This window comes from Sphingobium phenoxybenzoativorans, assembly GCF_018286635.1.
Classification (GTDB): domain Bacteria; phylum Pseudomonadota; class Alphaproteobacteria; order Sphingomonadales; family Sphingomonadaceae; genus Sphingobium; species Sphingobium phenoxybenzoativorans.
Genome location: NZ_CP073910.1, coordinates 3,760,001 through 3,786,548, shown reverse-complemented (window position 1 = coordinate 3,786,548; position 26,548 = coordinate 3,760,001). Strand labels below are relative to the sequence as shown.

Below are 26,548 nucleotides of genomic sequence, written 5' to 3'. Positions count from 1 at the left end.
TTATTGGGCGGCCAGGACGATGCCGGCAGGGGCGGACTGGGCGACCTTCAGATTGGCCTTCGCATTCACGATCGCATCCTTGCGGCACTCAGCGACGCGGAAGCGGTTGATGCGGTCATTGGTGCCGCAAACCTGATCGGCGGCGTGTGAGATGCGGCGGTTCAACGTGGCGGCATCGGCAGGCGAGGACAGGTCCAGATCGCTGTAGGAAACGGGGACGCGGACGGTTTCGGCGCGTACCGGCGAGACAGCGGTGACGGACAGGACAGCGGCGAAAACAGCGGCGGTCGCGGCGATCGAACGGTTGGCAATGGTAAGCATGGTGTGTTCCTTTCAAGTCTTGGTTGGTGATGTCAAAGACATTGCAGGGACCGTGCCAAATCAAAAAACGGCGGAAAATCGGCCAAATTTTCCTGAACCTAGTGTGAATAATCCTAACATGCGGTGTTCATGACCGAGAATTGGGGAAATATTTCGGTATTTTTTGAGCGGGGCGGGAAAATGCTGATCCCTCATGCGGCGATGGAAGATGGCATGCCCTCGCCTTAGCCCTGCTGTCCTACAGCCAGGCTAACCCGATAGGCTTCGCGAAGCTCTTTCTCATCTGCAACCTGAATCTCACGCAACTTTCCGATAGGATCGCGTCAACGTAACAAAATGTCGAAAAGTACGGGAAAAGAGGGAAGCGAATTGGCTGCTGCTGCCGTCCGGGCAATGGGGCGGACGGCGATGGGCGGGTGCCCTTATGCGGGCCGGCGCCACATCCGGTACAGCGCCGTGAAGCCGATCCCGCTCCAGATGATGTTCAGCGCCATCGACGGGAGCGCGCCATGCCACCAGGTGTTGAGGATGAAGCAACCCGCGCCGACGGCGTTCAGCCAGTGGAATGCCGGGGACGCGCCGGATAGCCGGCCTGTCGACACGGATATATAGCCGATCAGCACCAGTACCGCGCCGATCCAGCCGATGATCTCCACCGCGATCGCCATAACGTCTCTCCAAACCTCATCCTCTGCACAGCCTTGCTGGTTTCCGCTCCGGCCGCACGGTCATGCTGGCCTAGAGCGAAAGGCTGCTGGATCAAGTCCGGTAGCGCGAAAGGGCAAATGAAAAGGCCCTCACGGCCGGAGCCGGGAGGGCCTGTCTATTATCTTATGACTGGACGGATCAGGCCGCCAGCTTCCGCAGCACATAGGGAAGGATGCCGCCGTTCAGGAAATAGTCCAGCTCGTTCAGCGTATCGATGCGGCAGAGCGCTTCGAAGGTGAAGGCGCTGCCGTCGGCCCGCGTCACGGAAACTTCGACCTGCTGGCGCGGCTTGAGGGCCGAAACGCCGGTGATGGTGAAGGTCTCATTGCCCGTCAGGCCCAGCGTCTCGCGGGTGTCGCCCGGATTGAACTGCAGCGGCAGCACGCCCATGCCGACCAGGTTCGAACGGTGGATACGCTCAAAGCTTTCGGTGATGACGACGCGCACGCCCAGCAGGTTGGTGCCCTTCGCCGCCCAGTCGCGCGACGATCCGGTGCCATATTCCTTGCCCGCGATGACGACCAGCGGCGTGCCGTCGGCCTTATGCTTCATCGCCGCGTCATAGATCGGCATGATTTCGCCATTGTAGCGGGTCATGCCGCCCTCGACGCCGTCCAGCATCTGGTTCTTGATGCGTATGTTGGCGAAGGTGCCGCGCATCATCACCTCATGATGGCCGCGGCGCGCGCCATAGCTGTTGAAATCGGCCTGAGCCACCTGATGCTCCTGCAGCCAGACGCCTGCGGGCGAGCTTGCCTTGATGTTGCCGGCGGGCGAGATGTGGTCAGTGGTGATGGAATCGCCGAAGATCGCCAGCGGCTTCGCCTCAATGATGTCGGAGACCGGCGCCGGGGTCATGCCCATGCCCTCAAAATAGGGCGGGTTGGCGACATAGGTGGAACCGGCGCGCCAGGTATAGGTGTCCGATCCCGTGACGTCGATCGCCTGCCAGTGCGCATCGCCCTTATAGACATTGGCGTAGCGGGCCTGGAACATCTGCCGGTCCATGCAGCCGGCAATGGTCGTGGCGATCTCGTCATTGGTCGGCCAGATGTCCTTCAGATAGACGTCCTCGCCGCTGGTGCTCTGACCGATGGGGGTGGTGATGAAATCCTCGATCACCGTGCCCTTCAGCGCATAGGCGACGACCAGCGGCGGCGAAGCGAGGAAGTTGGCGCGCACGTCCGGCGACACGCGGCCTTCAAAGTTGCGGTTGCCAGAGATGACGGCCGCGGCGACCAGGCCGTTCTCGTTGATCGCCTTGCTGATCGGCTCGGCCAGCGGGCCGGAATTGCCGATGCAGGTGGTGCAGCCATAACCGACCAGGTTGAAGCCGATGGCGTCGAGATGGCTCTGCAGACCCGCCTTGTTCAGATAGTCGGTGACGACCTGGCTACCGGGGGCGAGCGAGGTCTTGACCCAAGGCTTGGGCTTCAGGCCCAGTTCGTTCGCCTTCTTGGCGACGAGACCGGCGGCGATCAGAACGCTGGGGTTCGACGTGTTGGTGCAACTCGTGATCGCGGCGATGGTGACGTCGCCGTCGCCAATGTCGAAATCCTTGCCCTCCACCGGCACGCGGGCCTGCGCCTTCTTGTAGGTCTTTTCCATGTCCGTGTTGAACACGTCATCGACGTCCGGCAGCGCGACGCGATCCTGCGGGCGCTTGGGGCCGGCGAGGCTGGGGACGACGGTGCCCAGGTCCAGTTCCAGCGTGTCGGTGAACACGGGATCGGCGGCGGCGGGATCGATCCAGAAGCCCTGCTCCTTGGCATAAGCCTCGACCAGTGCGATATTCTCATCCGTACGGCCGGTGAGGCGCATATAGTCGAGCGTCTTGCCGTCAATGCCGAAGAAGCCGCAGGTCGCGCCATATTCCGGCGCCATGTTGGCGAGCGTCGCGCGGTCGGCGAGCGACAAAGTGGCGAGGCCGGGGCCGAAATATTCGACGAAGCGGCCGACAACGCCGCGCGCGCGCAGCATCTGGGTGCAGGTGAGGACGAGGTCGGTGGCGGTCACGCCTTCCTTCAGCGTGCCGGTGAATTTGAAGCCGACGACTTCCGGGATGAGCATGGAGACCGGCTGGCCGAGCATCGCCGCCTCAGCTTCGATGCCGCCAACGCCCCAGCCGAGCACGCCAAGGCCGTTGACCATCGTGGTGTGGCTGTCCGTGCCGACGCAGGTGTCGGGATAGGCGACGGCGTTGCCGTCCACATCGACCGACGACCAGACGGCCTGCGCGATATTCTCCAGGTTCACCTGATGGCAGATGCCGGTGCCCGGCGGCACGGCGTAGAAATTGGCGAGGCTCTTGCTGCCCCATTTCAGGAAGTCATAGCGCTCCATGTTGCGCTGATATTCAATCTCCACATTCCGCTCGAACGCCTTGGGCGTACCAAATTCGTCGACCATGACCGAGTGATCGATGACGAGATGGACGGGGACCTGCGGATTGATCTTCGCGGCGTCGGCGCCCAGCGCGTTCATCGCGTCGCGCATCGCGGCAAGGTCAACGACGCAGGGGACGCCGGTAAAGTCCTGCAGCAGCACGCGGGCGGGGCGATACTGGATCTCCCGCTCGGCCTTGCCCCGGTCATTCTGCCAATCGATGATCGCCTGAATGTCCTCCACGGTGACGGTGACGCCATCCTCGAAACGGAGCAGGTTTTCCAGAAGCACCTTCATAGAGAAGGGAAGGCGGCTGACGTCGCCCAGCTTGGCCGCGGCTTTTTTCAGGCTGTAATATCCGATGTCCTTGCCGTTGACCGCAAGCGTGTCTCGCGTGCCCAGAGTGTCCTGTCCGATGGCTGTCATGTGCAGTGCGTCTCCGTCGCTATGGCAGCCGTATGTGGGTCCGGCCGCGAAAAATAAAAGCTTACGCCGATCGGGGAGAACGCAATAGGCGGACGGGGTGGAGGAGCGTCGCGGAACGGGCGCCCCTTTGGCCCTAGCCGCACCCTGCATCTACCGGCGGAAAGCGGGTCAATCCCGGTGCGCCTGCGCCATAGCGCATGGCGGCCCGGAGTCAATGTTTTCAGCCCCGCGCAGCCGGTCTCGATCCGGATTGGCGACTATTCTCCAAATACGCACGGAAGCGGCTAACTGCGCCGATTTTCGGCAAATTTTCACGTACCAAATACGCACCATGCTGATATGGATCGTAAAATCTGGTTATTTTCTCCAAATATGTTCATAATTATAAATTATCATGAACCGGCGTTTGGATAAAATTAATATTAAAAACTCCCGCATTTGGAATATAGGAAAAGAAATATTTTAAAACGTTTCTCAAAATTCCAAAAAATCATCAGTCATGATTTGAGAGTATGATTTATCACATTTCATCACAGACTCTACGACTTTAGTGGAGGATTAAAGTGATCGATGAGGAACATAGGTTTTTCTTAACTATGGATATCTCTTTATTTCCGGGTGCACGCATGAGCGAGGAAATCCGGTGTCGATCAATATGTTCAGAGGCTTTGGTTCTATCCGCAGGGCCGTCCGTGCGGCCCTGGGACTTGCGCCTGTTGTGGCCATGGCGGTCAGCACGCAGCCCGTTTATGCCGCACCGCCCGCCAACAACATCGTAAGCGCCTGCTCCGGGGTGAGCCTGCCGCGCTCGGTGGTCACCGACATTATGAGCCCGGTCATTACCGGCGTCGCAACGCCGACGGAGGCCAGCGTCAACAGTCTGTTGGGCGTAGTCGATGGGCTGATCCTTGGCCCCCTTCTGGGCGTCCCGACGCTCAACATCAACGCTACCGGCCTTTTGAACAACGCCGCCGCCGGCCAGCCGATCACGCTTCAGGCGATCAGCAATTCCGGCACGGTGATCGGACCGAGCGATCCCTGCTACTCGCAGGCCACGGGGTTCACCCTGGCCACGCCCGCCGGTATTGCGGTTGGCGGCAATCAGATTACCGGACTTGGCAGCGGTACGGCCGCCACGAGCGGCGAACTCAACTCCATCGCCTTCGGCAATGGCGCGATCACCAACGCCAGCGCGCTGGGGTCAATCGCGTTCGGCACCAATGCGCAGGTCGGGGCCAATGCGGTCGGCGGTCTGGCGCTCGGCCGCAATACGCAGGTCACGGCTGCGGGCAGCGTCGCCCTGGGCGACGGATCGATCGCCAGCCGCGGCGCGCTGACCAATTACAGCGCGACAGGTCTTTCCGCGCTTCAGTCCTCCGCGGGCGAAGTGTCCGTCGGCGTCGCGGGCAGCGCGCGCCAGATCACCAATGTCGCGGCAGGCTCCAGCGCGACCGACGCGGTGAATGTCGCCCAATTGCAGGGCGTCGCAGGCTCCGTGACGGCCCTCGACACTGTGGCGATCAAATATAATGACGGAACGCGGGCGACAGCGACGCTTGGCGGGGCTGGCGGCACGACCATCGCCAATCTGCGCGCGGGGGCGGTGAGCGCTTCCTCCATGGAAGCGGTGAATGGCAGCCAGTTGTTCGCCACCAATAGCAATGTGACGGCGAATGGCACCGCCATCAACACGTTGCGCAACGATGTCAGCAATGCCGCGATCGGCGCGCTGCGCTATGCCAATGCCGGTACGCCCACCACCCCCAATGGCGGCACGCCCAGCCAGGACGTGACGCTGGTCGGCGGCGCGGCGGGGGCGGTGAAGCTGCACAATGTGGCCGATGGCGCAATCGCCGCCGGTTCGACCGATGCGGTTAATGGCGGTCAGATATTTAACCTGAACGGCCAGATAAACCTGCTCGCCGACCTGGGCGTGCAATATGACGATAGCAGCAAGGCGCAGGTCACGCTTGGCGGGGCAGGCGCGGGCGCCCCTGCCGTCACCATCGCCAATGTGAAGGCGGGCGCACTCGGTTCGACATCGACGGAGGCCGTGAACGGCAGCCAGCTATTCGCCACCAACAGCAACGTCACGACCAACGCCAACGCCATAACGAATCTGCGCAACCAGACGCTGAATGGCGCGATCGGCACGGTGCAGTTTTCCAGCAGTGCGCTGCCCACGACTCCCAATGGCGGCGTGCCCAGCCAGGATATGACCCTGGTGGGCGGCGCGGCTGGCGCTGTGAAGCTGCACAATGTCGCCAATGGCGCGGTGTCAGCCGGGTCCACCGACGCGGTGAATGGCGGGCAGCTTTTCGCGGTGTCGGGTCAGGTCGATCTGCTGAGCGGCCTGGCGGTTCAATATGACGACGGCACGCAGACGCAGGTGACGCTGGGTTCAGCCGGAACGCCGGTCAGGATATCCAACGTCGCCAACGGCGCGCTCAATGCGGGGTCCACAGAGGCCGTGAACGGCGCGCAGCTTTTCGCGACGAATCAGACGGTGTCCAGCCTGTCGGTGGGCATCAACAATGGTTCGGTCGGCCCTGTGCGCTATTCGAATAGCGGAACGCCGACAACGCCCAATGGTGGCACGATCACCAATGATGTGACCATGGTCGGCGCAGCGCCGGGCGCGGTGCGGATCCATAATGTCGCGGATGGCAGTGTTGCCGCCGGGTCGACCGACGGCGTCAATGGCGGGCAACTCTACACGCTGCAGACCAGCGTCACCGCGCTTGGCGGCCTTTCGGTCCAATATGTGGATGGGTCCAAGACCAGCATCGCCCTGGGCAACGCCGGAACGCCGGTCAGCGTCACCAATGTTGCAAATGGCACGATCGGCGCAGGGTCCACCGATGCGGTCAATGGCGGGCAATTGTTCACGACGAACCAGAATGTGACAAACAATTCCGCACAAATTACCAATCTGGCAAATAATGTCAGCAATGGCGCGGTGGGGCTTCTCCGCTATTCCAACACGGGTACGCCGACGACGCCCAATGGCGGCACGGCGACCAATGATGTCACCATCGTCGGCGGCGCGCCCGGTGCGGTGCGCCTGCACAATGTCGCAAGCGGCAATGTGGCTGCGGGATCGACCGATGCAGTGAATGGCGGGCAGCTTTTCGCGCTTCAGGGCAATATCAGCGCTCTCGACGGCCTTGCGGTCCAGTATGACGATGGCACCAAGTCCCGCGTTACGCTGGGCGGCGTGGGCGCGCCTGCCGTCACCATCGCCAATGTGGGCAATGGCGCTGTGAACGCCGCATCCAGCGAGGCGATCAACGGCAGCCAATTGTTCGCGACCAGCCAGACGCTGACGACGGCGATCAACGCCGGCAACGCTTTCTCCCTCGCGCTGTCCAACAGCGTATCCAATGGCGGCATTGGGCCGGTGCAATATTCCACCGCCCTTACGCCGACAGTGCCCAATGGCGGCATCCGTTCGCAGAATCTGACACTGGTCGGCAGCGCCGCTGGGCCGGTCGGCCTGCATAATGTCGCCAATGGCCTGATCTGCAACTGCTCGACCGACGCGGTGAATGGCGGCCAGTTGTTCGGCGTCGCCAACAGCGTCGCGTCGATCCTCGGCTACACCTACAATCCGGTGACCAACAGCTTTTCGGGTAATTTCACCTTCGGCTCCGACCAATATGCCGATGTCCAGAATGTCTTTACCGCGATCTATGACCAGATGACGGCTGGCGGATCGACCAGCAACACGGCGTCGAAATATTTCCACACCACGTCCCTGCTGGCGGATAGCACCGCGTCGGGCGCTGATTCGACCGCCATTGGTCCCAATGCCGTGGCGAGCGGGGAGGCCGCAATCGCCACGGGCCGCGACGCAGTGGCTGCGGGCGACGGTTCCGTCGCCATCGGCAATGGCGCAACCGCGCAGAACGGCAAGGCGGTCTCCATCGGCTTTGCGAACGTCGCTTCGGGCGACGGCGCGGTGGCCATCGGCGACCCGAACATGGCGACCGGCGAAGGCGCAATCGCGATGGGCAAGGATAATACCGCAACCGGCGACGGCGCAGTGGCGCTGGGCAACACCAATTCGGCGACGGGCGACGGCACGGCCTCCGTCGGTTATTTCAACATAGCGAACGGCCTGGGCGCAACAGCCATCGGTGACCAGAACCAGGCGACCGGCGACGGCGCATTCGCAGCCGGTTCCTTGAACATGGCCAGCGGCGCCAATGCGCTGGCCATCGGCACCGGCAACATGGCTTTGGGTGACGGCTCCATGGCGATCGGCCGCGACGTGTGGAATAGCGCGGACGATACGCTGGCCATCGGGGCCCTCGCGGCCGTCACCAGTATCGACTCGATCGCGATCGGCAACCGCTCCACCGCCAGTGGGGAAAGCTCGACGGCGGTGGGCAACGACACGCTGGCGCAGGGGATCGAGGCTTCCGCCTTCGGCGACGGTGCGCGCGCAACCGGCACGCGGTCCACGGCGCTGGGCAGCTCCGCCATCGCCTCCGGCGAATATTCGATGGCCGTTGGTGAAAGCAGTTCGGCTCTGGGCTTTGGGGCGTCGTCGTTCGGACTTCTTTCCCAGGCGAATGGCTATGCCGCGACGGCGCTGGGGTCCGGCTCGATAGCCGATCATGACGGCAGTGTTGCCCTCGGCAGTGCGGCCAGGACGACGCGGGGCGGAGTGTCCGGCTACAGCGCCTTCGGCCTCGACCCGGCACAGACATCCCTGGGCGAAGTGGCCATTGCCCGCAACCTGTCCTATCTGGATATCAATACCGGCCTGATGACGCCAACCGGCGACCGCCAGATCACCGGCGTCGCCGCGGGCAGCGGGGCGACAGATGCGGTCAATGTCAGCCAGCTTCGCGGCGTGGCGTCGAACATCGGCACGGCGATCGCCTCCAGCCTTGGCGGCGGCATCACCTATGATGCAAATACGGGCAAGCTCACCATGCCCAGCTTTGTGATGAACGGAACCACCTACACCAATGTCGGCGATGCGCTGGCCGCGATTTCCGGTAGCGGTTCGGGCGGAAGCGGCGGGAACTCGCCGGTCTACGATAATAGCGCGCAGACCAGCATCACCCTGAATTCCGGTGGCACGACCATTCACAATGTGGCGGCGGGCGCGGTCAATTCGACATCGACCGATGCCGTGAATGGCAGCCAGCTCGCTTCCACCAACCAGGATGTCACCAACCTGTCGAACCAGGTCGACAATGGATCGGTCGGCACTGTGCAATATTCCAGCGCCGCGGCCCCCTCCACGCCCAATGGCGGCACCAAGACGAATGATGTCACGCTGGTCGGCGCGCAGCAGGCGCCGGTCGGCCTGCACAATGTCGCCGCCGGACGGGTCGCCGCCGGATCGACGGACGCCGTGAACGGCGATCAATTGGCCGCGACCAATGACGCCGTATCGCTGGCGCAGGCTGCCGCCAGCCGCGCGGTCCAGTATGACGGCAACGACCAGGCGTCGGTCACTCTGGGGTCCGGCGATACACCGGTCGCTCTCCACAATATCGCGCCGGGCGTGTCGGCGACGGACGCAGTGAACGTCGCCCAGCTCGATGCGGGCATGAGTGGCGCGATCAGTCAGGCCAACGCCTATACCGATGCTCGGATCGCGGCGCTGAGCTTCGACCTGCGCAAGATCAGCCGGGACGCCAATGCCGGTACGGCGGGTGCGCTGGCGGTTGCGGGCCTGCCCCAGACGATGGAAACAGGGCGCGGCATGCTGGCGATGGCGGCAGGCACTTTCCAGGGGCAGCACGCCATGGCGATCGGCTTTTCCAAGGCGTCCGACAATGGCCGGACAGTGGTGAAGGCGGGCGCGACCTACAACAGCCGCGGGCAGGTGGGCGCGAATGTCGGCATCGGCTGGCAACTCTGACCGCTGCGATCTTTTCCCGGAGAGGCGGCCCCCAAAAAAGACTGGCCCCAAAAAAGACCGGCCGGCGTGGGTCTATCGCCGGCCGGTCAGGGGGAAAGAGGCTTAGCCTGCCGCGATCGGCCGGGGGGCGGGCGACCCCTTGTCCTTCACCACGAAGAAGGGCAGCGCATAATGCACGATCCAGCCAATGCTGATGGCGTAGAGGACCGTGCCGATCCCCACCGTTCCGCCAAGTGCCCAGCCGACCGATAGCACTGTCAGCTCAATGCCGGTTCGCACCAGCTTGATCGGCCAGCCCGTCTTGCGGCAGATGCCGGTCATCAGGCCATCGCGCGGTCCGGGGCCAAGCCCCGCGCCGATATAAGCGCCGCCCGCAATGCCGTTCAGCACGATGCCCAGTCCAAGCATCGCAAAGCGCGCGGGATAACCGGAAGGGTCGGGCAGATAGGGCATAGAGACATCGACCGCCGTGCCGATCAGCAGGATGTTCAGCACCGTGCCTATCCCCGGCTTCTGCCGCATCGGGAGCCAGAGCAGCAAGATGATCGCGCCCAGCACATTGACTGTCATGCCGAAGCTGAGGCCGAGGCGCGGGGCAAGCCCCTGATGCAGCACGTCCCATGGGTCCAGGCCCAGATTGGCGCGGATCATCATCGCCATGGAAAGGCCATAGAGCCAGAGGCCCCAGCTCAACTGAAACAGTCGGTATTTCATCATGAAACGTACCACTAAAGAAAAATGGCATCTTTAAAAATGGCCACTCATGATCTATTGGCCCTTTATGGATATGCCCTCACTTGGTTCCGCTTCGCTCGTCCGCCAGCTTGGCCGATGGCGGGGCGAGGATAGCAGCGAAGCCGCCTACCGGCAGCTTGCGCGCGCGCTGCGTCTGTTGATCCTGGACGGGCGCATCGGCATTGGCGTGCGCCTGCCGGGTGAGCGGGAGCTGGCGCAGGCGCTGGGCCTCAGCCGCACCACGCTTGCCGGGGCCTATAACCAGTTGCGCGATGACGGCTATCTTGTCAGCCGTCAGGGTTCAGGCAGCGTGACCCGTATCCCCGGCAGCCGCATGGCCCCGGCCGAGCCGGAGGAGGGCGGCGAGAGCAACAATATTCTCGACTGGACCTCCGCGGCGCTGCCTGCGCCGGAAAGCCTTTGGCACGCCTATGAGGACGCTCTGCACCAACTGCCCGCATGGCTGGGCGGCATGGGCTATGAGGCGCTTGGCATCCCCCGCCTTCGGCAAGCCATCGCCGACGACTATGCCCGGCGCGGCTGTCCGACGCGGCCGGAACAGATCATGGTAACCAGCGGCGCGCAGCATGGCTTTGCCCTGATCCAGCGCCTGCTCGCGGGGCCGGGCGACCGGGTGGTGGTCGACCATCCCACCTATCACAATGCGCTGACGGCCATTCGCCGCAGCAATTGCGTGCCGGTTCCCGTCGGCCTGCCCGGCACGGGATGGGATATAGACGCCTTCAGCGCCGCCTTCCGCCAGACCGGGCCGCGCTTCGCCTATGTCATCGCCGATTTTCACAATCCGACCGGCCGCTGCATGGATGTCGCCGCGCGTCAGGCGCTGGTCGATATTGCGGAGCGCACGCGCACGCCGCTGGTGGTCGATGAGACGATGGCCGATATTTCGCTCGATCAGGATGCGCCACCCCCCGTGGCGGTGCACGATCGCGCCGGGACGAACGTCATCAGCCTGGGATCGGCCAGCAAACGATTCTGGGGCGGGTTGCGGATTGGCTGGATTCGCGCGGACGAGCAGATGATCGCATCGCTCGGCCGTATCCGGGTGACGCTGGATCTGGCGACGCCGGTCATGGAGCAACTGGCGACGGCCGCACTATTGCAGTCCGACGCCGGGGCGCAGGAGCGGCGCGCCATGCTGATCGCGCGGCGCGACCGTCTCGTTGCCCTGCTGGGCGCGCATCTGCCGCATTGGCATGTGCCGGTTCCGCCGGGGGGCATGTCGCTCTGGGTGGAAATGCCAAGGCCGGAGGCGTCCGCGCTGGCCGCAATGGCGCAGGGGGAGGGGGTGCGCATCGCTCCCGGCCCGCGCTTCGGCCTGGACGGCGCGTTCGAGCGTTTCGTGCGCCTGCCCTTCACCTTGCCGGAGGACCGGCTGGAAGCGGCCGTTGAGCGGCTGGCGGCTGTCGATGCGCGACTCCACCGGCGCATGCCGCGCGCCGCCGACGAGGCTGTCTGGGCGCTGGAGGCGGACAGGGTCATCTGACCGGGCGGGGGATCGCAGCGACGGCGCAGGCTGGCTCAGCCGACGTTGGTCTCCACGACCATCTCGCCGCCATAGGGCTGCTGCAGCATCAGCGCGTCCTGCAGCGTGCCGTGCATCCATCTGTCCCAGTCGCGCGGATGCAGGATCACCGGCATGCGGTCATGCACTGGCGCGACATAGGCGCAGGCTTCGGTCATGACGGCGCTGTAGACGTCTCCCCATTCCTCGCTTGCCTTCCACAGCCCAGCCCAGGCGAGAATGGGCTGGTCCGGCACCGCGAACCATGTCTGCTCGGACGGGCGCTTTACCGGCGGCTCGACGAAACGGGTGACGGGGATCAGGCAGCGGTTGGCGGGATTTTCCGCCACTTCCTTCCAGAAAGGACGGGTGAGGCCCTTGGCCTTGTTCACCGGCTTGGGCTTCGCCTTCGGATGGCGCCGCAGCGCCGCCTTGCTTGGCTGAAGCGGAAAGCCCCACAGCATGGCGCTCAGGATGCGGCGGCTTCCCTCCTGCCGGACGACCAGACCCTGGTCGCCGGGGTTGAGCAACTTGGGAACAGGCGTCTCGCCAGCAATCTCCGCACCGAACAGGCGGGCGATTTCAGGCGCATTGGCGTCGATCTGGTATCTGTCTGACATCTTATCGTGGCGGTGGGGTATTTCGCTTGTGTTTGCTCTGTGCAGAAGCATTGTCGGCCCGGCCTGGTTCCGGCTGCAGGGTTGCCGATCCGCGAAAACGGCAGCTTCCCGGCATGCGGAACCGCATGCTCAGTATCGCTCTGGCCGGTTCGTCATACAACCGCAAAACCAGCGTCGAGAGCGCCAGCATCGCCAGCAGGAACACGATGCCCAGAATGGCCGGATGGATGGCGTGGCCCCGCGCCACGAACAGATAGATCATCAGCAGCGGGAAGTGCAGGATATAGAGCGGATAGGATATGTCCCCCAGCCAGGCGAAGAAGCGCTGATGCCGTTCTGGCACTTCCCAGATCGCGCCGCACCACAGGACCGCCGGGATGATCAGCATCAGCACGACGATGTCATATTCCGCGTTAAACCAGCTATCCGGCCGCCCCAGCAGGAGCGCGATCAGGGCAAGGATGGCGATCAGGACGTCGCCATTGACCTGACGTTCCCGTCCCTGGGTCATGCGGAAGATCAGCATGCCGGTCAGGAAGGAAAAGAACACCCGCGGGAAACCATAGGCGAAGTCCGGCCAGGAGGTGCCCAATCCCGCCACGCGCCCGTCATGCGACAGGATGCCGGGCAGGAGCAGCATCGCCGCTATCGCCGTGGCGAGCAGCAGGCTGGAATTGCGCCAGCGGAACAGGGCGGCGCCGAAGGCCAGGCTGACGATCATTTCAAAGAATAGCGACCATCCCGGCGTGTTCAGGGGGAAGATGCTGACCAGATGCGCGCCGGGGGTGGGCAGCATCATGGGCGAGGCGATCAATGTCATCGTCAGGGCCGGCAGCGACAGGGCGGTTCCATCGTGCATCAGGATCTGGCCGACGGCCTTCACGCTGCCCAGCGCCACGCCGATCAGGAACAGCGGATAGAGCCGGATGGCCCGCTGCAGCATGAACCGGCGGACGCTCAATCCTTCCGCCAGCCTGTCCTGATAGGCCATCGCCAGCACGAACCCGCTCAGCGCGAAGAAGAAGTCCACGGCCAGATAGCCAGAGGCGGCCAGGCCAGGGTTCATCTGTAGCCCAAAATGGTGCAGCACGACGATGATGGCGGCCAGGCCGCGCATCCCGTCTAGCGAATAATATCTCCCGCTTTCGACCCCGCTCAATTGTGCGACTCCGTGACGCGCAGTCGGCCGGACGCTGGTCTCGCCGTCAGTATGACGGCGATAAGGATAGCGACGCCCGCCGACACCGCCGGCAGCAGGGTCAGCAGCATGCCTTGCCCCGCCTCCAGCTCAAATATGGACAGCCCGTAAAGAAGGGGCGGCGCACCGGTCTGGGACCTGGCGAGCGTCATAGCAGAAGTTCCCAAGGCGCAGAAGGGCGGCGGCGCCCCCCGTAATGAACGGGGGCAACCGATATAGAGGCTGTATTTCGCCGAGTAGGGGGGCTACCGAGCGAAAAGCGCCGCCATACGCATGGGAACGACGGAGAAGCCATTGACGAAGGAACCTGGAACCGATCACGGTCCAGCGGGCTGCACTTACACCAGAGAGATCAGTAGCAGTAAAAGCTGGATCGCAATGGGTTACCCAGGGTTAGGCGCCGGGACTAGCCACGCGGCATGCCGCGTCCGTCGAATGATCGCAGCATCAGCGATTCGCGCTGTAATGGCAACAGAAAATGGTGCCGCCGCCATTAACCGTCCCATCAGGATACAATGGCGCGCAGGGTGACGGCGAAGGTGCGGTCCACCCAAGGAAAAAGGGCGGAGAAAATGCTGTTTCCTCCGCCCTTTTCGAACTTTTGTCAGGCCGCTGCCTTGGACTTGTCCGCCTTGTAGCGGTCAATGGCTTCCATGGTGATCCGCTTGGCGTCTTCCGCCCCGCCCCAGGTGCCGATCCGCACCCACTTGGTCTTTTCCAGATCCTTATAGTGGGTGAAGAAATGCTCGATCTGCTCCATCACGATGCCGGGCAGGTCGTCCTTCTCGCCGACGGCGCTGTAATAGGGGAAGGTCTTGTCGTCGGGGACGCAGACCAGCTTCTCGTCGCCGCCGGCCTCGTCCTCCAGGTTCAACACCGCGATCGGCCGGGCGCGCACGACGCAGCCGGGCACGAAGGGTGAGCGGGCGATGACCAGCGCGTCCAGCGGATCGCCATCGGGCGAGAGCGTATGCGGCACGAAGCCGTAATTCGCCGGATAGCGCATCGGCGTGTGCAGGATGCGGTCCACGAACAGCGCGCCCGACTTCTTGTCGAACTCATACTTCACCGGTTCGCCGCCGACCGGCACTTCGATGATGACGTTCAGGCTGTTGGGCGGATCGTCGCCCACCGGGATCAGGTCGATGTTCATGGGATTAGGCCTATCTGCACTCTATTGAAGTTCGGGGTGATTATGTTCTTGGCTTGAGCAGCATATCCAGGCTGCCGTCACCCTCTCCTGTCTTTTCGAGGCGCGGATAGCGCAACCCGCCTGAATAATCGAGACTGATTGTTCTGTAATTCTTGTCTCGTTTCAGGATGATCTCGACCGGCTTCTTGGGGTCCTTAGAATCCTTGAGCGCGGCCTTGAAAACATCCGGCGAATATTCGGTGCCGTTCACCGCCATAATCTTCGATCCGATGGTGAAACCGCTCTTGAAGGCGGCGCTGTCCCATACGACGCCCGCGACCTCCCCATCATTCTTGACCGTCAGGCCGACGCCGAAGCTCTGGTCGACGAGTTTCTGGCTGTTCTCCACGGATTTTGTCGTCGATCCGGGGGTTTCGGCATAGGTCAGGCGGTATCCGCCCATCGTCAGGCCGTTCTTTGGCGCTTCCTTGCTTGGCCTGTCGACCCGTTCGGTCAGGAAGGCGGCCCAATCATAGGGGACGATCGCGTTCAGCGTGTCGATCACATCCTGCCGGTTGTAGAGCAGTTCGCCGAAATCTCCGTCATGCGTGCCGAAGAACGCCCTGGCGAAATCGTCCAGCCCCTTCCGGCCGCCGGACTGTTTGCGCATGATCGCGTCGGCCTCCAGCCAGATCAGCATGCCCTCATTATAATAGTCCTCCGACCGCTGCCAGCTCGCCCAGCCCTTTGGCCGTCGCGCGGAAATGATCGGGTCGTGCGTGGTGTCGCCCATCGCCCGCCACTCGCGGCCGCGCGTCGTGTCCAGCCGGGCGGCGATATGGGCGTAGGCGTCCAGCGTCTGCTCCTTGCTGTAAAGGCCGGAACGCGCGCCCAGCACATAGCCCCAGAACTGGTCCTGCCCCTCATAAACCCACAGCAGATTGTCCTGCATCGGCACCGAGAAAGTGGGTGTCCAGAGGAGGTCCGGCCGCCGGAACTTCCCGTCCCAGCTATGGCTGAATTCATGCGGCAACAGGTTGCGCTCGCCCGGCCCGTCATTCCATTTCGGAAAATAGCCGGTGTCGACCTGATTTTCGGACGAGCGGTGATGTTCCAGCCCGATGCCGCCCATCTCGTCGGTAATCGCCAGCAGGAAGTCATAATGGTCGAAATGCCTTGCCCCGAACAAGGTGAGGGCCTCGTCGACCAGCTTCCTGTGCGCCGCCATCTGTTCCGGGCGGAACTCCAATTCGCCCGGACTGTCCGCCACCATATTCAGGGTGACATTCTTGCCCAGGTCCACCGCCTTGAAATATTTGCCCGCGAACACCGGCGAATCCTGCAGCACTTCATAATCGGTCGGGTCATAGGCGATGGTTGATCCCGTCCGCCTGCCACGCAGCGCCGTCGCCGCCTGCCACCCGTCAGGATAGGTCACGGTCGCCTGGATGGGGATCTGCCGGGTGTAATAGCCCGCCGGGTAGAGCGAGACCGCCTCCCACTGCAGGTTCAGCATCTTGTCGGTCACGACGACGCGGCCCTGATTGGGCGCGGTGGCGGAAAGGAACTCGAACTCCGCGACGACGGACCGCGCGCCCTCCGGCACGCTGACATGAAAGGCATAGACGTCCAGCGGATCGCGCGTCCACGGCACATCCTTGCCATTGGCGGTGATGCGCAGGCCGTTCAGCTTCTCGATCTGCCCGCGCGGGGCATGATTGCCCGGCAGCCATTGCGGCATCATCAGGGTGAGCGGGCCGCTCGACGCCACGGGTATGGTTTCCTTCACGCGGAAGATTCGCCGGACGGTATCCGTGACATCGACCTCCAGCTTGATGGTGCCGCCGGGATAGGGCGCGTCACGCGGCTGGGGCACGGTTTCGACGACGGGCAGGGCCGTGGGTTTCAGGCGCGTGCTTTCTGACGGCGCCGATGACTGGGCCGCCGATTGTGTGGAGAGCGCCGTCGCGGCGACCGAAGTGGACAGGAGGAGGGCGGCTATCAGCCTGAGACGCATGGATATTCTCCAGTGGGATATGCGGCCCCTGGGACGGGGTGATGCAGCCGAGCATTACACCCGGAGGAAAGCCAGTCCACCCCCTCAGCGATTTCCATGCGGCTGAATCACCGCCCGGCCGGGAAATCGCGGCAAATAAAAGAAAGTGAACAGCTTGGGACCGTTATGTTGCACTGCCCAAAAGCGGATGTTCCATTCGCCGATTTTTCCCGCTACAGGCCCATCCCCATGGCGAAAATCGAGACACCGCGCCCGATCCGGGGCACGCAGGACATGCTGGGAGAGCAGGCGGACCGTTTCGCCCATGTCGTTTCGACCTTCGACCACGTTCGCCGCCTCTACGGTTTTCAGCGGATCGAACTGCCGGTGTTCGAAGCGACGGCGGTATTCGCCCGGTCGCTGGGCGAAAGCACCGATGTCGTCTCCAAGGAAATGTATACGTTCGAGGATCGCGGCGGCGACAGCCTGACCCTGCGGCCGGAATTTACCGCCGGTATCTGCCGCGCCTATATTACCGAGGGCTGGCAGCAATATGCGCCGCTCAAGGTGGCGACGCACGGGCCGCTGTTCCGTTACGAGCGCCCGCAAAAGGGCCGCTTCCGGCAGTTTCACCAGCTCGACGCGGAGATCATCGGCGCGGCAGAGCCGGGCGCTGACGTGGAGCTGCTCGTCCTTGGCGACCAACTGCTGCGGGAGCTGGGCATCAGTGACGGCGTGACCCTGACCCTCAACACGCTGGGCGACGCCGCCAGCCGGGACGCCTGGCGCGCCGCGCTGATCGCGCATTTTGACGCGCACCGGGACCAGCTTTCGGAGGAAAGCTTGGATCGCCTGTCCCGCAACCCGCTGCGCATCCTGGACAGCAAGGACCCGCGCGACCGCCCGGTGGCGGACAGCGCGCCGGACATTGACGCCTATCTGACGGACGAGGCGCGGGGCTTCTTCGAAAAGGTGACGGACGGCCTGAACGCGGCTGGCGTGAAATGGGAACGCAATGCGCGCCTTGTGCGCGGCCTGGACTATTACCGGCATACCGCGTTTGAGTTCATTACCGACCGGCTGGGCGCGCAGGGCACGGTGCTGGGCGGCGGGCGCTATGACGGGCTGATCGAAAATCTGGGCGGGCCTGTGACGCCAGCGGTTGGCTGGGCAGCGGGTATCGAGCGGCTGGCGATGCTGATTGATGCGCCGGAGGTGGAGGTCGCTGAAGTAGCGATTGTGCCTAGAGGCGACGATGCACTGGGTCTTGCAACCGAAATCTTGGCGCTTTTGCGAAGGGGGCAGATAAGGGCCGAAATGGCTTATGGTGGGTCACCCAAAAAGAGATTTGAGAAAGCGAAGAAGTCGGGCACCTACCGTCTTGTTGATGTAGAGGTAGGAAACGACGGATTGGGTTCATTACTGATCAGAGATATCAATGCCCAATCGCCTGACAGCCCGGCTCCAAAGATTAGAGACCGCCTCAAGTCGGCCATCGGGACTGTTTTTACTTATGCTGATCCGGATCAAGAGTTTCCGAGACCAATCATCTTGACGGGCCGCATCTGAATGAGTTCGCTATTTAAGCGCTCCCTTATCCCGTTCGCCCTGAGCTTGTCGAAGGGCTGCACTTCTCTTCGCAAGAAAGGGCAGGGCTTCGACAAGCTCAGCCCGAACGGATCGGGGGTAAAATCTTAATGTCCATCTCCCCCGAACGCATCGCGCAGATTGAACGCCGCCGGGACGAGGTGCAGGCGTCGATGACGCGCGCCGATCTGCCGCCGGAGGAATTTGTCCGGCTTTCCAAGGAATATGCCGAGCTGGAGCCGGTGGCGAACGCAGCGCATGAAGTGCGCCGTTTGCGGCAGGAGCTGAAGGCGCTGGAATTTATGGCCGGCGGCGAGGACCCGGATGCCGACCCTCTGATGCGCGAAATGGCGCAGGAGGAGATGCAGATCCTGAAGGACAAGCTGCCAGAGGCCGAGCGCGCGCTGGCGCTGCAGCTTCTGCCAAAGGACGCTGCCGACGCGCGCCCCGCCATGCTGGAAATCCGCGCTGGCACGGGTGGCGACGAAGCCGCTTTGTTCGCGGGCGACCTGTTCCGCATGTATCAGCGCTATGCCGACGAGCAGGGCTGGAAGATGGAACTCATCTCCGCCAATGTAGCGGAAGTCGGCGGCTTCAAGGAAGTCGTGGCCTCCGTCACCGGGACAGGCGTGTTCGCGAAGCTGAAATTCGAAAGCGGCGTTCATCGCGTCCAGCGCGTGCCCGTCACCGAAAGCGGCGGCCGCATCCACACCTCCGCCGCCACCGTCGCCGTGTTGCCGGAGCCAGAGGATGTGGACATCCAGATCAATGAGGCGACGGACCTGCGCATCGACGTCTATCGCGCGTCTGGTTCGGGCGGTCAGCACGTCAACACGACGGACAGCGCCGTGCGCATCACCCATCTGCCCACCGGGCTTGTCGTCACCCAGCAGGACGAAAAGTCGCAGCATAAGAATAAGGCGAAGGCGCTCAAGGTGCTGCGCGCGCGCCTTTATGAAGCCGAGCGCGACCGCACGCAGAGCGAGCAGGCCGGCGCGCGCAAGGCGATGGTCGGGTCCGGCGACCGCTCTGAACGCATCCGCACCTATAATTTTCCGCAAGGCCGGGTGACCGACCACCGCATCAACCTGACCCTTCACCGTCTGCCGGAAATATTGGAAGGGCCGGGCCTGGCCGAAGTCGTCGACGCGCTGATCGCCGAAGATGAGGCGGCGCGGCTGGCGCAACTGGACGGCGTGGGGTGAATAGCTTTCGACCCGCGCTCCTGCGAAAGCAGGAGTCCAGGGATAAGCATCGCAATCTGGCTCTAGGCTCCTGCTTTCGCAGGAGCACGCTGGAATTTGGTGGTTGAGTATGAGCGCCGCCGACGCGCTTCGCGATGCAGCCCGGCGTCTCCTCTCCGCCACTGACACGCCGCGCCTCGACGCCGAAATCCTGCTGGCCTTCGCTCTCGGCATTTCCCGCGAGGATATGATCCTTCGCCTGCGCGACCTTGCTGTTCCTGCGGGCTTCGACGCGCTTGTGGGCCGCCGTTCAGCCGGAGAGCCTGTCGCCCATATCACCGGAACGCGGGATTTCTGGACGCTGACTCTGGCCGTGACGCCCGATGTCCTCGTGCCGCGCCCGGACAGCGAGACTCTCATAGAAGCGGCGATCGAGCATTTCCGCGGAGGCGCCCCAAAGCGTATCCTCGATCTTGGCGCCGGTTCCGGCGCGCTGCTTCTCGCCGCGCTGGACGAATGGCGAGATGCGACCGGGTTGGGCATCGATATTTCCGATGCCGCCCTCGCCGTTGCATCCGCCAACGCCGCGCGTCTTGGCATGGCGGACCGCGCGGCGTTCCGGCGCGGCGACTGGGGGGAGGGGCTTGCCGAGCGGTTCGATCTGATCCTTGCGAACCCACCTTATATATCCACTGCCGCCGCGCTCCCGCATGACGTGTTGTATCATGAGCCGCATCTGGCCCTGTTCGCCGGGACGGATGGTCTTGACGCCTATCGCCGCCTCGCCCCGCAGTTGGCGGGATTGCTGGCGGACGGCGGCGTGGCCTTGCTGGAAATCGGATTCGATCAGGGAAAGAGCGCCGCCGACCTGTTCCGGGCCGAAGCTTTGCAGGTCGCCGTCCGTCAGGATTTGGGAAAGCGCGACCGCTGCCTTGAAATTCGGACCTGACAGCAGCATTTTAGGGTTCCCAAGCGGATTTTTCTTGGTTTCTTAACAGGGACCGTTTAGGAGACTGGCTCAGGGGAGGCCATGGTCCGGGGTGTGGACTGGCCGATACCTGCTCCCAAAGTCATGGCGGCGTTGATCTTCTCGCTGCTGGCAGGCTGGGGGTCCGGGCGTTCTGTTGGACTGCCTGGCCCGGCGCAGCCGTGCATGACGGAGCACGGATAGGGATTGCTTTGAAACTAAGGACCCACCATTGATCAACAATCGTCAGGCCGGACGCCGTAATCGCGGCCGGAACAACAACGGACGCCCGAACGGTCAGAACCGGGGAGGCGGCGACAGCGGTAACCGGATCGACAGCCGCTCACGCGGTAATGCCGCCCAGCTACTTGAGAAGTACCGGAACATGGCGCGCGATGCGCAGCTTTCGGGCGACCGGGTCAATGTCGAATATTATCTGCAGTTCGCAGACCATTATTTCCGGGTCCTCGCCGACAATCGCGCCCGTCAGGAAGAACAGAACCCGCAGCGTTTCCGCCGCGAGGAATCCTTTGACGAAAATGGCGAGGATTTCGACGGCAGCGACGATTTCGGCATGGACTATATGGCCGACCGCACGCCGCCGCAGCGCCAGGAGCGCGCCGACCGTCAGGACCAGCCGGGGGACAATCAGCGGCAGGACCGTCAGGAAAATGGCTATCGCCAGGACAATCGCGAACGGCATGGCAATGGACGGCAGGATGGCCAGCGCCAGGATTATCAGCCGCGCGAACAGCGCGCAGACCGGGGCGATCAGCAGGATGGCCGTGGCAATCAGCGAGGCGACCGCAACCGGAACCGCAACAATCGCGACCGTGACTATGACCGCGCGCCGCAGGATGCGGCTATAGCCGCAGCGCCCGTTCCGGCTCCCGTGGAAGCGCCCGCCAGTCAGCCGGAATTTATCCCGGAACAGGCTTCGGTTGCTGCCGGGGACGCTGCGCCCAAGCCGCGTCGCGGCCGTCGCCCCAAGGCGGAAGCCGCGCCCGAAGCGGACGTGCAGGAAGGGCTGGACCTTGCCGTTCTGCCGCCCGCCATTTCGCGCGCCGACAATGACAGCGATGGCGATGAAGCGCCTGCGCCGCGCAAGCGTGGCCGTCCGCGCCGCGCGCCCACTGCGGAGGCGGCGGAATAGCCGTTCATAATTTCGTCAGATAGTGATGTTCAGGATCAGGGCGGCGCCAGTCATGGCGCCGCCCTGATGTCGTTTGGGCGCTATGCATTGGCAAGGCGATGGAGCATTGTCGCCGATGGGATGGGGAGAAAGTTGCAATGGCGACCGCAAGGATTTTCGTCGGCCTGGCATTGACTGCGCTTGCCGCTCTGCCGGTTGCGGCGCTGGCGCAGGCCGGGGGGTCTGCCCAGGGCGACATATCCGTCACCATCTACAACAATAATCTCGCGCTGGTTCAGGATGTGCGCACCCTGCCTATCGAGCGGGGCGTCAGCCGCATCGAGTTTCCCGACGTTTCGGCGCAGATCCGGCCGGAGACCGTTTCCTTCGCGGCGGACGGTACCGCCATTGTCGAACAGAATTTCGATTTCGATCTTCTCTCGCCGTCCAAGCTGATGGAGAAGGCGGTCGGCCAGGTCGTGACCATTGTCCGCACCAATCCGGCGACCGGAGCGGAAACCCGCGAACAGGCGAAGGTCCTTGCGGTGAACGGCGGCACGGTCCTGCAGATTGGCAGCCGGATAGAGGTGCTTCGCGATGATGGCCTCCCCGTCCGCGTCATATTCGACAAGGTGCCGCCTAACCTGCGTCCCCGCCCGACCCTCTCGGTCACGGTGGACAGCGACCGCGCCGGTGCGCGCCCTGCATCGCTCCGTTATCTGACGCCGGGTCTCGGATGGGCGGCCGACTATGTTGCGCTTTTCGATTCGAAGGCGGGGCGGATCGATGTGCAGGGCTGGGTGACGCTCACCAACAGCACGGGCACCACATATACAAATGCCCATACCTTGCTGGTGGCGGGTCAGGTCGGAACCTCGAATCCGGGTTATGGCGGCTATGGCCGTCCGCGCGCGCCGGGACCGCTGCGCAGGGCCGGGACGGAAACCGCCAGCCGCGAACGGCTGGGCGATTTCTATCTCTACCCGATTGCCGCGCGTACGACGATCGCCGACCGCCAGACCAAGCAGGTCAGCTTCCTGGATGTTCAGGGCGTGCCCGCCAAGGCCGGCTATGAATATCGCAACGACTGGCTGAACAGCGTGGAGGAGCCGCAAAGTTTTTCGAGCGTCGTTAAATTCTCGACGTCGGGCAATGGCGGGCTGGGCGATGCGCTGCCCGCCGGGACGGTGCGCTTCTATATGAAGGATGCCTCCGGCGCGCCGCAGTTCATCGGAGAGAATAGCGTCGGGCATACGCCGATGGGCAGTGAGCTGGCGCTCGCTACCGGCGAGGCGTTTGATGTGAAGGTTCAGCCGGTCGTCGAAAAGCGTGAAAGGCTTGGCGACCACCGCTGGCGCACAACGATGCGGTACGAGATCAGCAATGCAAAGCCGGAAGCCGTCACCGTCGACCTGACGCAGGCCGGGCTGGACTGGATTTATGAGGACACCCGCATCGTCAGCGAAAGCCAGCCAAGCAAAAGGCGCAACAGCGACTCGACGGTCTGGACGGTTGCTGTTCCGGCGAACGGCCGGGTTATCGTGAACGCCGTTTTCGATACGCGCTATTGATCCGCGCGCCGATGCGCTTGCTCCTCGCCTGTCTGTTTATCCTCTGCCCCACGGCGGTCTGGGCGCAGGCGGTGGTGACGTCGCACGGCCCGGATTCGGCGTCGGTCACTGTCTATCGCGATCCTGATCGGGGAGAGGGGGGAATCAATCCCCAGTTTCCATCCGGCTTCGCCCTGATTTCCGAAACGCGCAGCATGGCGCTTCCCGCCGGCGAATCAGTGATCCGCTTTGAGGGCGTCGCCGATGGCATGATCGCGGTCAGCGCTGTGGTGTCCGGCCTGCCCGGCGGCGTCGCGCAGAAGAATCGCGACGCCCGGCTGTTGTCGCCAGCCGCTTTGCTTGACGGTTCGCTTGGTAATCGAGTCCATTTGCGCCGCACCAGCCGCGCGACCGGAAAGGTCGTGGAGCAGGATGCCGTCATCCGCTCCGGCCCGGACGGTGCGGTCGTGCTGCAGACCGGGGAAGGCGTGGAGGCGCTTCGCTGCTCCGGCATTCCCGAAACATTATCCTATGATTCGGTTCCCGACGGGCTGTCCGCCCGGCCTACCCTTTCGGTAACGACGGTCAGCCCATCGGCGATGCGGGCGACGGTCACGCTTACCTATCTCGCGACCGGGTTCGATTGGGGCGCGAACTATGTCGCGAAGGTTGCGCCCGATGGCCGCACTCTGGATCTGTTCGCATGGCTGACCGTGGCGAATGGCAATGACGCCAGCTTCTCCGGCGCGCAGCTTCTTGCGGTCGCGGGGCGGTTGAACAAGCAATCGGATTATGATGCGCTGGTGGAACGCGCGCCTTCTCCTTTCCTGTCGCTGCAATGCTGGCCGATGGCGACCACCAGCACGGACAGCCCGCCGCCCATGCCGGCCCCGCCGCCCGCGCCAATGATGGAGGCGATCTCTGATATCGTGGTCACTGCCCAGAAACGCACGGAGAGTCTGGCCGCCGCTCCGGTCGCGATGATGGCGAAACAGGAAGAACTGGGCGACCTAAAACTCTACCGCGTGCCGCAGCGGGTCAATGTGAATGCGAAGGGGCAGAAGCAGGTCGCGCTGCTCCAGAAAACCGGCGTGCCATTCCAGCTTTATTATGCTGCGTCGCTTTGGCCCCTTAATGGCGAGGGCGAAAGCCAGCCTATGACGCGCATGTTGCGCATGCAGAACCGGGCGAGGGATGGCCTGGGCATTCCGTTGCCCGCCGGCGGCGTCGCCCTGTTCGAACAGACAAAGGGCGAATCGCTGCTGCTTGCCGATGGCGGGATGCGCGATCATGCGGTTGGGGAGGAGACGGAGATTAATGGCGGCGAAAGCCCGCAGGTCCAAATCATCCAGACCCCACTCCCCGGCAGGGGCAAAGTCCAGATCTACCGGATAGAAATCAGCAATGCGCTCGACCGCCCCGCGCCTGCGGAAGTCAAGATCGCGAAACCGGACGGCGAGGCGCTGGTCGGCTCCAGCCGTAAACTGGGGGAGAAGGATGGGGCGTGGCTCTGGACTGTGACGGTGCCCGCCAATGGCAAGGCGCAACTCACCTATGAACTAAAGGAACCGGACTGACCTATTCCGGCGGCAGCGGCCGGGGACGATGATTTTCGTCCAGCGCCACGAAGGTAAATACGCCGCTGGTGACTTCCACCTCTTCCTGGCCGCGGTCGCGCGACGCGATGACGGCGATTCGGATGGCCATGGACGTTCGCCCGCGCCGTTCCAGCTTCGCATAGACCGAAATAATATCCATCAGCAGGATGGGCGCGAGGAACTGCATGGATTCGATGGCGACGGTGGCCACCGGCCCCTGCGCCACCCGTCCGGCAACGATGCCCCCGGCGATATCCATCTGGCTGAGCACCCACCCGCCGAAGATATGGCCGTTGGCGTTGATATCTCCGGGACGGGGCACCGTCCGCAATGTTGGTTCGCCCTTATCCGTCAATGTCTATCTCCCCTTTCAGCCGGTCCTCGACCTGCTCGTCATGCCCGGTTCCGCTGGACAGGAACACCAGCGCCATCAGCCCGGTGCCGAGCATGAAGGTCAGCCAGACGCCCAGAGTCGTCGCGATGATCATGTGAATCGGCATGGGCGATCCGCGCGATGCGAGCCAGCCGAGCGCGGCAAGAACGCACCCCGCGCCGATCAGCGCCATCCACGCCATGATCCGCCGGAAACGCGCCCATGCGATGGCTGCAATTTGTGGATCATCCAGGCCTTCGGCGCGTTTCATCATCTTCCCTTTGCGCGCGGGACATGGGATCATCAACCCCCAGCGACAAGAGAGGAGCAGGGTCATGACCATAGCAGCGATTTTGAAGGGCAAGGGTGGCGAGGTCATCCAGATTGCGGCCGACTCAACCGTGCTCTCCGCCATATCGATATTGGCCGAAAAACGGATCGGCTGCCTTCCGGTCGTCGCCGATGGCCAGGTCGTCGGCATCTTCTCCGAACGCGACGTGATCTATCGGCTCGGCAAGGAGGGGGCCGCTTCGCTCGACTCGCCAGTCGGGGAGGTGATGACCTCGCCCGCGCACACGATCAATTCCGACATGCCAGTGATTCACGCCCTGTCGCTGATGACCAAAAGGCGCATCCGCCACCTGCCCGTGGTGGACGGGGACAAGATGGTCGGCTTCGTATCGATCGGCGATCTGGTGAAATATCGGATCGACCGGATCGAATCGGAGGCGGCGTCGCTGCGCGACTATATTCAGGGCGCGTGATTCGCCCGGTCAGGCGGCGGCGGGTGCGCGGCGCGCGATAAGGTTGATCAGTTCGTTCGCGGTCGCGCGCGCGAACAGCAACAGGATCGCCGCATAGGCCGCGCCCCCCACGGCAACGGAGATCGCAAGGCGAATCGGAGCGGGGAGGGGCGGCAGGGCCGATTCCACCAGCATGACGACGACGGCCATCGCGGCGGAGATCAGCACCGCCGGGGCCGTCGCCTGCAGCACGTCATTGGCGCGCAGGTTCATCGACGCGCCGGCCAGCCGGATGGTCACCAGCGTCAGCACCGGGAAGGCGCAAAGCCACGCCCATGCCAGGCCGGCGGCGCCGAATTGGATGCCAACAAGAAATGCGGCGGGCATCAGCACTGCGCCGACGCCGGAAATGCGGGCGGTGATGCCGGGGCGGCCAAGCGCATTGCTGACCGGCGCGAACATCACCTGCAGCGTCATGAAGGGC

Annotated in this window: 21 protein-coding genes and 1 other annotated feature (1 of these 22 only partly in view); of the genes, 9 read left to right on the top strand and 12 right to left on the bottom strand. The window is 63.5% G+C overall.

The genetic code is table 11. The features are described 5' to 3' along the window. The 3 genes from KFK14_RS18765 to acnA all read right to left on the bottom strand — a co-directional run bounded on the left by KFK14_RS18765 (window position 1) and on the right by acnA (window position 3,840). Complete coding sequence (locus tag KFK14_RS18765; RefSeq protein ID WP_212608735.1) at window positions 1–321, bottom strand: UrcA family protein; 321 nt, start codon at window positions 319–321, stop codon at window positions 1–3. A gap of 422 nt (window positions 322–743) precedes the next feature. Next, entirely contained in the window at window positions 744–989 is a 246-nt protein-coding gene (locus tag KFK14_RS18760) for a CBU_0592 family membrane protein (RefSeq protein WP_212608734.1), read from the bottom strand. A gap of 178 nt (window positions 990–1,167) precedes the next feature. Next, window positions 1,168–3,840, bottom strand: a complete 2,673-nt coding sequence (gene acnA, locus KFK14_RS18755) for an aconitate hydratase AcnA (RefSeq protein WP_212608733.1) — start codon at window positions 3,838–3,840, stop codon at window positions 1,168–1,170. Between the two features lie 643 nt (window positions 3,841–4,483). Here acnA and KFK14_RS18750 point away from each other — a divergent pair. Beyond that, complete coding sequence (locus KFK14_RS18750; RefSeq protein WP_212608732.1) at window positions 4,484–9,724, top strand: YadA-like family protein; 5,241 nt, start codon at window positions 4,484–4,486, stop codon at window positions 9,722–9,724. Window positions 9,725–9,826: 102 nt separating this feature from the next. On the opposite strand, the gene yczE is transcribed toward KFK14_RS18750, so the two are convergent. After that, window positions 9,827–10,441, bottom strand: coding sequence for a membrane protein YczE (gene yczE / locus KFK14_RS18745; protein WP_212608731.1), 615 nt, complete (start codon window positions 10,439–10,441; stop codon window positions 9,827–9,829). Between the two features lie 64 nt (window positions 10,442–10,505). Between yczE and yczR the strand changes: the two genes are divergently transcribed. Next, window positions 10,506–11,966 (top strand): MocR-like transcription factor YczR, encoded by a 1,461-nt coding sequence (yczR, locus tag KFK14_RS18740; RefSeq protein ID WP_212608730.1) that lies wholly within the window; start codon window positions 10,506–10,508, stop codon window positions 11,964–11,966. 35 nt (window positions 11,967–12,001) lie between these two features. Here the strand turns inward: yczR and KFK14_RS18735 are convergent, their stop codons facing one another. The 5 genes from KFK14_RS18735 to KFK14_RS18715 form a co-directional block, all read right to left on the bottom strand. Further along, window positions 12,002–12,604, bottom strand: a complete 603-nt coding sequence (locus KFK14_RS18735; protein WP_070156301.1) for an SOS response-associated peptidase — start codon at window positions 12,602–12,604, stop codon at window positions 12,002–12,004. A gap of 1 nt (window position 12,605) precedes the next feature. Next, entirely contained in the window at window positions 12,606–13,763 is a 1,158-nt protein-coding gene (locus KFK14_RS18730; RefSeq protein ID WP_212608729.1) for an acyltransferase family protein, read from the bottom strand. After that, window positions 13,760–13,954 carry a hypothetical protein gene (locus KFK14_RS18725; RefSeq protein ID WP_212608728.1) on the bottom strand — a complete coding sequence of 65 codons (195 nt, stop codon included), beginning with the start codon at window positions 13,952–13,954 and terminating at the stop codon, window positions 13,760–13,762. Before KFK14_RS18725 ends, KFK14_RS18730 begins: the two co-directional genes overlap by 4 nt. A 228-nt stretch (window positions 13,955–14,182) precedes the next feature. Then, window positions 14,183–14,235: a sequence feature (sul1 is cis-regulatory element that is thought to sense ions involved in sulfur or methionine metabolism; They are found in Alphaproteobacteria), on the bottom strand. A gap of 171 nt (window positions 14,236–14,406) precedes the next feature. Continuing rightward, window positions 14,407–14,955 carry an inorganic diphosphatase gene (gene ppa / locus KFK14_RS18720; RefSeq protein ID WP_070156298.1) on the bottom strand — a complete coding sequence of 183 codons (549 nt, stop codon included), beginning with the start codon at window positions 14,953–14,955 and terminating at the stop codon, window positions 14,407–14,409. A 40-nt stretch (window positions 14,956–14,995) separates the two neighbouring features. Next, entirely contained in the window at window positions 14,996–16,951 is a 1,956-nt protein-coding gene (locus KFK14_RS18715) for a M61 family metallopeptidase (protein WP_212608727.1), read from the bottom strand. A 228-nt stretch (window positions 16,952–17,179) separates the two neighbouring features. On the opposite strand from KFK14_RS18715, the gene hisS reads away from it, so the two are divergent. The 6 genes from hisS (at window position 17,180) to KFK14_RS18685 (ending at window position 24,927) form a co-directional block, all read left to right on the top strand. Then, the gene (hisS, locus tag KFK14_RS18710; protein WP_212608726.1) at window positions 17,180–18,499 is read left to right on the top strand and encodes a histidine--tRNA ligase; all 1,320 of its coding nucleotides are present in this window, start codon (window positions 17,180–17,182) and stop codon (window positions 18,497–18,499) included. Between the two features lie 128 nt (window positions 18,500–18,627). Next, window positions 18,628–19,722, top strand: coding sequence for a peptide chain release factor 1 (gene prfA, locus KFK14_RS18705; RefSeq protein ID WP_212608725.1), 1,095 nt, complete (start codon window positions 18,628–18,630; stop codon window positions 19,720–19,722). Between the two features lie 109 nt (window positions 19,723–19,831). Continuing rightward, window positions 19,832–20,650: a peptide chain release factor N(5)-glutamine methyltransferase gene (prmC, locus tag KFK14_RS18700; RefSeq protein WP_212608724.1), complete on the top strand. Its 819-nt coding sequence runs from the start codon at window positions 19,832–19,834 to the stop codon at window positions 20,648–20,650. A gap of 250 nt (window positions 20,651–20,900) precedes the next feature. Further along, window positions 20,901–21,821, top strand: a complete 921-nt coding sequence (locus KFK14_RS18695; RefSeq protein ID WP_212608723.1) for a DUF4167 domain-containing protein — start codon at window positions 20,901–20,903, stop codon at window positions 21,819–21,821. A gap of 137 nt (window positions 21,822–21,958) precedes the next feature. Further along, on the top strand, window positions 21,959–23,371 hold the full coding sequence (locus KFK14_RS18690) for a DUF4139 domain-containing protein (RefSeq protein ID WP_212608722.1): 1,413 nt from the start codon (window positions 21,959–21,961) through the stop codon (window positions 23,369–23,371). An 11-nt stretch (window positions 23,372–23,382) separates the two neighbouring features. Then, window positions 23,383–24,927 (top strand): DUF4139 domain-containing protein, encoded by a 1,545-nt coding sequence (locus KFK14_RS18685; RefSeq protein ID WP_212608721.1) that lies wholly within the window; start codon window positions 23,383–23,385, stop codon window positions 24,925–24,927. A gap of 1 nt (window position 24,928) precedes the next feature. Here the strand turns inward: KFK14_RS18685 and KFK14_RS18680 are convergent, their stop codons facing one another. Then, window positions 24,929–25,303, bottom strand: coding sequence for an acyl-CoA thioesterase (locus KFK14_RS18680; protein WP_070156292.1), 375 nt, complete (start codon window positions 25,301–25,303; stop codon window positions 24,929–24,931). Next, window positions 25,293–25,592, bottom strand: coding sequence for an adenosylcobinamide-GDP ribazoletransferase (locus tag KFK14_RS18675; RefSeq protein ID WP_212611230.1), 300 nt, complete (start codon window positions 25,590–25,592; stop codon window positions 25,293–25,295). The genes KFK14_RS18680 and KFK14_RS18675 overlap by 11 nt, the downstream gene beginning before the upstream one ends. Before the next feature lie 64 nt (window positions 25,593–25,656). Between KFK14_RS18675 and KFK14_RS18670 the strand changes: the two genes are divergently transcribed. After that, on the top strand, window positions 25,657–26,085 hold the full coding sequence (locus tag KFK14_RS18670) for a CBS domain-containing protein (RefSeq protein ID WP_070156291.1): 429 nt from the start codon (window positions 25,657–25,659) through the stop codon (window positions 26,083–26,085). 9 nt (window positions 26,086–26,094) lie between these two features. Here the strand turns inward: KFK14_RS18670 and KFK14_RS18665 are convergent, their stop codons facing one another. After that, window positions 26,095–26,548: the 3' portion of a lipopolysaccharide biosynthesis protein gene (locus tag KFK14_RS18665; RefSeq protein WP_212608720.1), read on the bottom strand. Its footprint extends 1,025 nt past the window's final position; 454 of the gene's 1,479 nt are visible here — the last part of the coding sequence; its start codon lies beyond the right edge, outside the window; the stop codon is at window positions 26,095–26,097.

Coding starts and splice junctions, on each gene's coding strand:
- prmC (WP_212608724.1), top strand. CDS start 19,832: ATGAGCGCCGCCGACGCGCTTCGCGATGCAGCCCGGCGTCTCCTCTCC.
- yczE (WP_212608731.1), bottom strand. CDS start 10,441: ATGATGAAATACCGACTGTTTCAGTTGAGCTGGGGCCTCTGGCTCTAT.
- KFK14_RS18760 (WP_212608734.1), bottom strand. CDS start 989: ATGGCGATCGCGGTGGAGATCATCGGCTGGATCGGCGCGGTACTGGTG.
- KFK14_RS18670 (WP_070156291.1), top strand. CDS start 25,657: ATGACCATAGCAGCGATTTTGAAGGGCAAGGGTGGCGAGGTCATCCAG.
- hisS (WP_212608726.1), top strand. CDS start 17,180: ATGGCGAAAATCGAGACACCGCGCCCGATCCGGGGCACGCAGGACATG.
- ppa (WP_070156298.1), bottom strand. CDS start 14,955: ATGAACATCGACCTGATCCCGGTGGGCGACGATCCGCCCAACAGCCTG.
- acnA (WP_212608733.1), bottom strand. CDS start 3,840: ATGACAGCCATCGGACAGGACACTCTGGGCACGCGAGACACGCTTGCG.
- KFK14_RS18685 (WP_212608721.1), top strand. CDS start 23,383: ATGCGCTTGCTCCTCGCCTGTCTGTTTATCCTCTGCCCCACGGCGGTC.
- KFK14_RS18715 (WP_212608727.1), bottom strand. CDS start 16,951: ATGCGTCTCAGGCTGATAGCCGCCCTCCTCCTGTCCACTTCGGTCGCC.
- KFK14_RS18690 (WP_212608722.1), top strand. CDS start 21,959: ATGGCGACCGCAAGGATTTTCGTCGGCCTGGCATTGACTGCGCTTGCC.
- KFK14_RS18675 (WP_212611230.1), bottom strand. CDS start 25,592: ATGAAACGCGCCGAAGGCCTGGATGATCCACAAATTGCAGCCATCGCA.
- KFK14_RS18735 (WP_070156301.1), bottom strand. CDS start 12,604: ATGTCAGACAGATACCAGATCGACGCCAATGCGCCTGAAATCGCCCGC.
- KFK14_RS18725 (WP_212608728.1), bottom strand. CDS start 13,954: ATGACGCTCGCCAGGTCCCAGACCGGTGCGCCGCCCCTTCTTTACGGG.
- yczR (WP_212608730.1), top strand. CDS start 10,506: ATGGATATGCCCTCACTTGGTTCCGCTTCGCTCGTCCGCCAGCTTGGC.
- prfA (WP_212608725.1), top strand. CDS start 18,628: ATGTCCATCTCCCCCGAACGCATCGCGCAGATTGAACGCCGCCGGGAC.
- KFK14_RS18765 (WP_212608735.1), bottom strand. CDS start 321: ATGCTTACCATTGCCAACCGTTCGATCGCCGCGACCGCCGCTGTTTTC.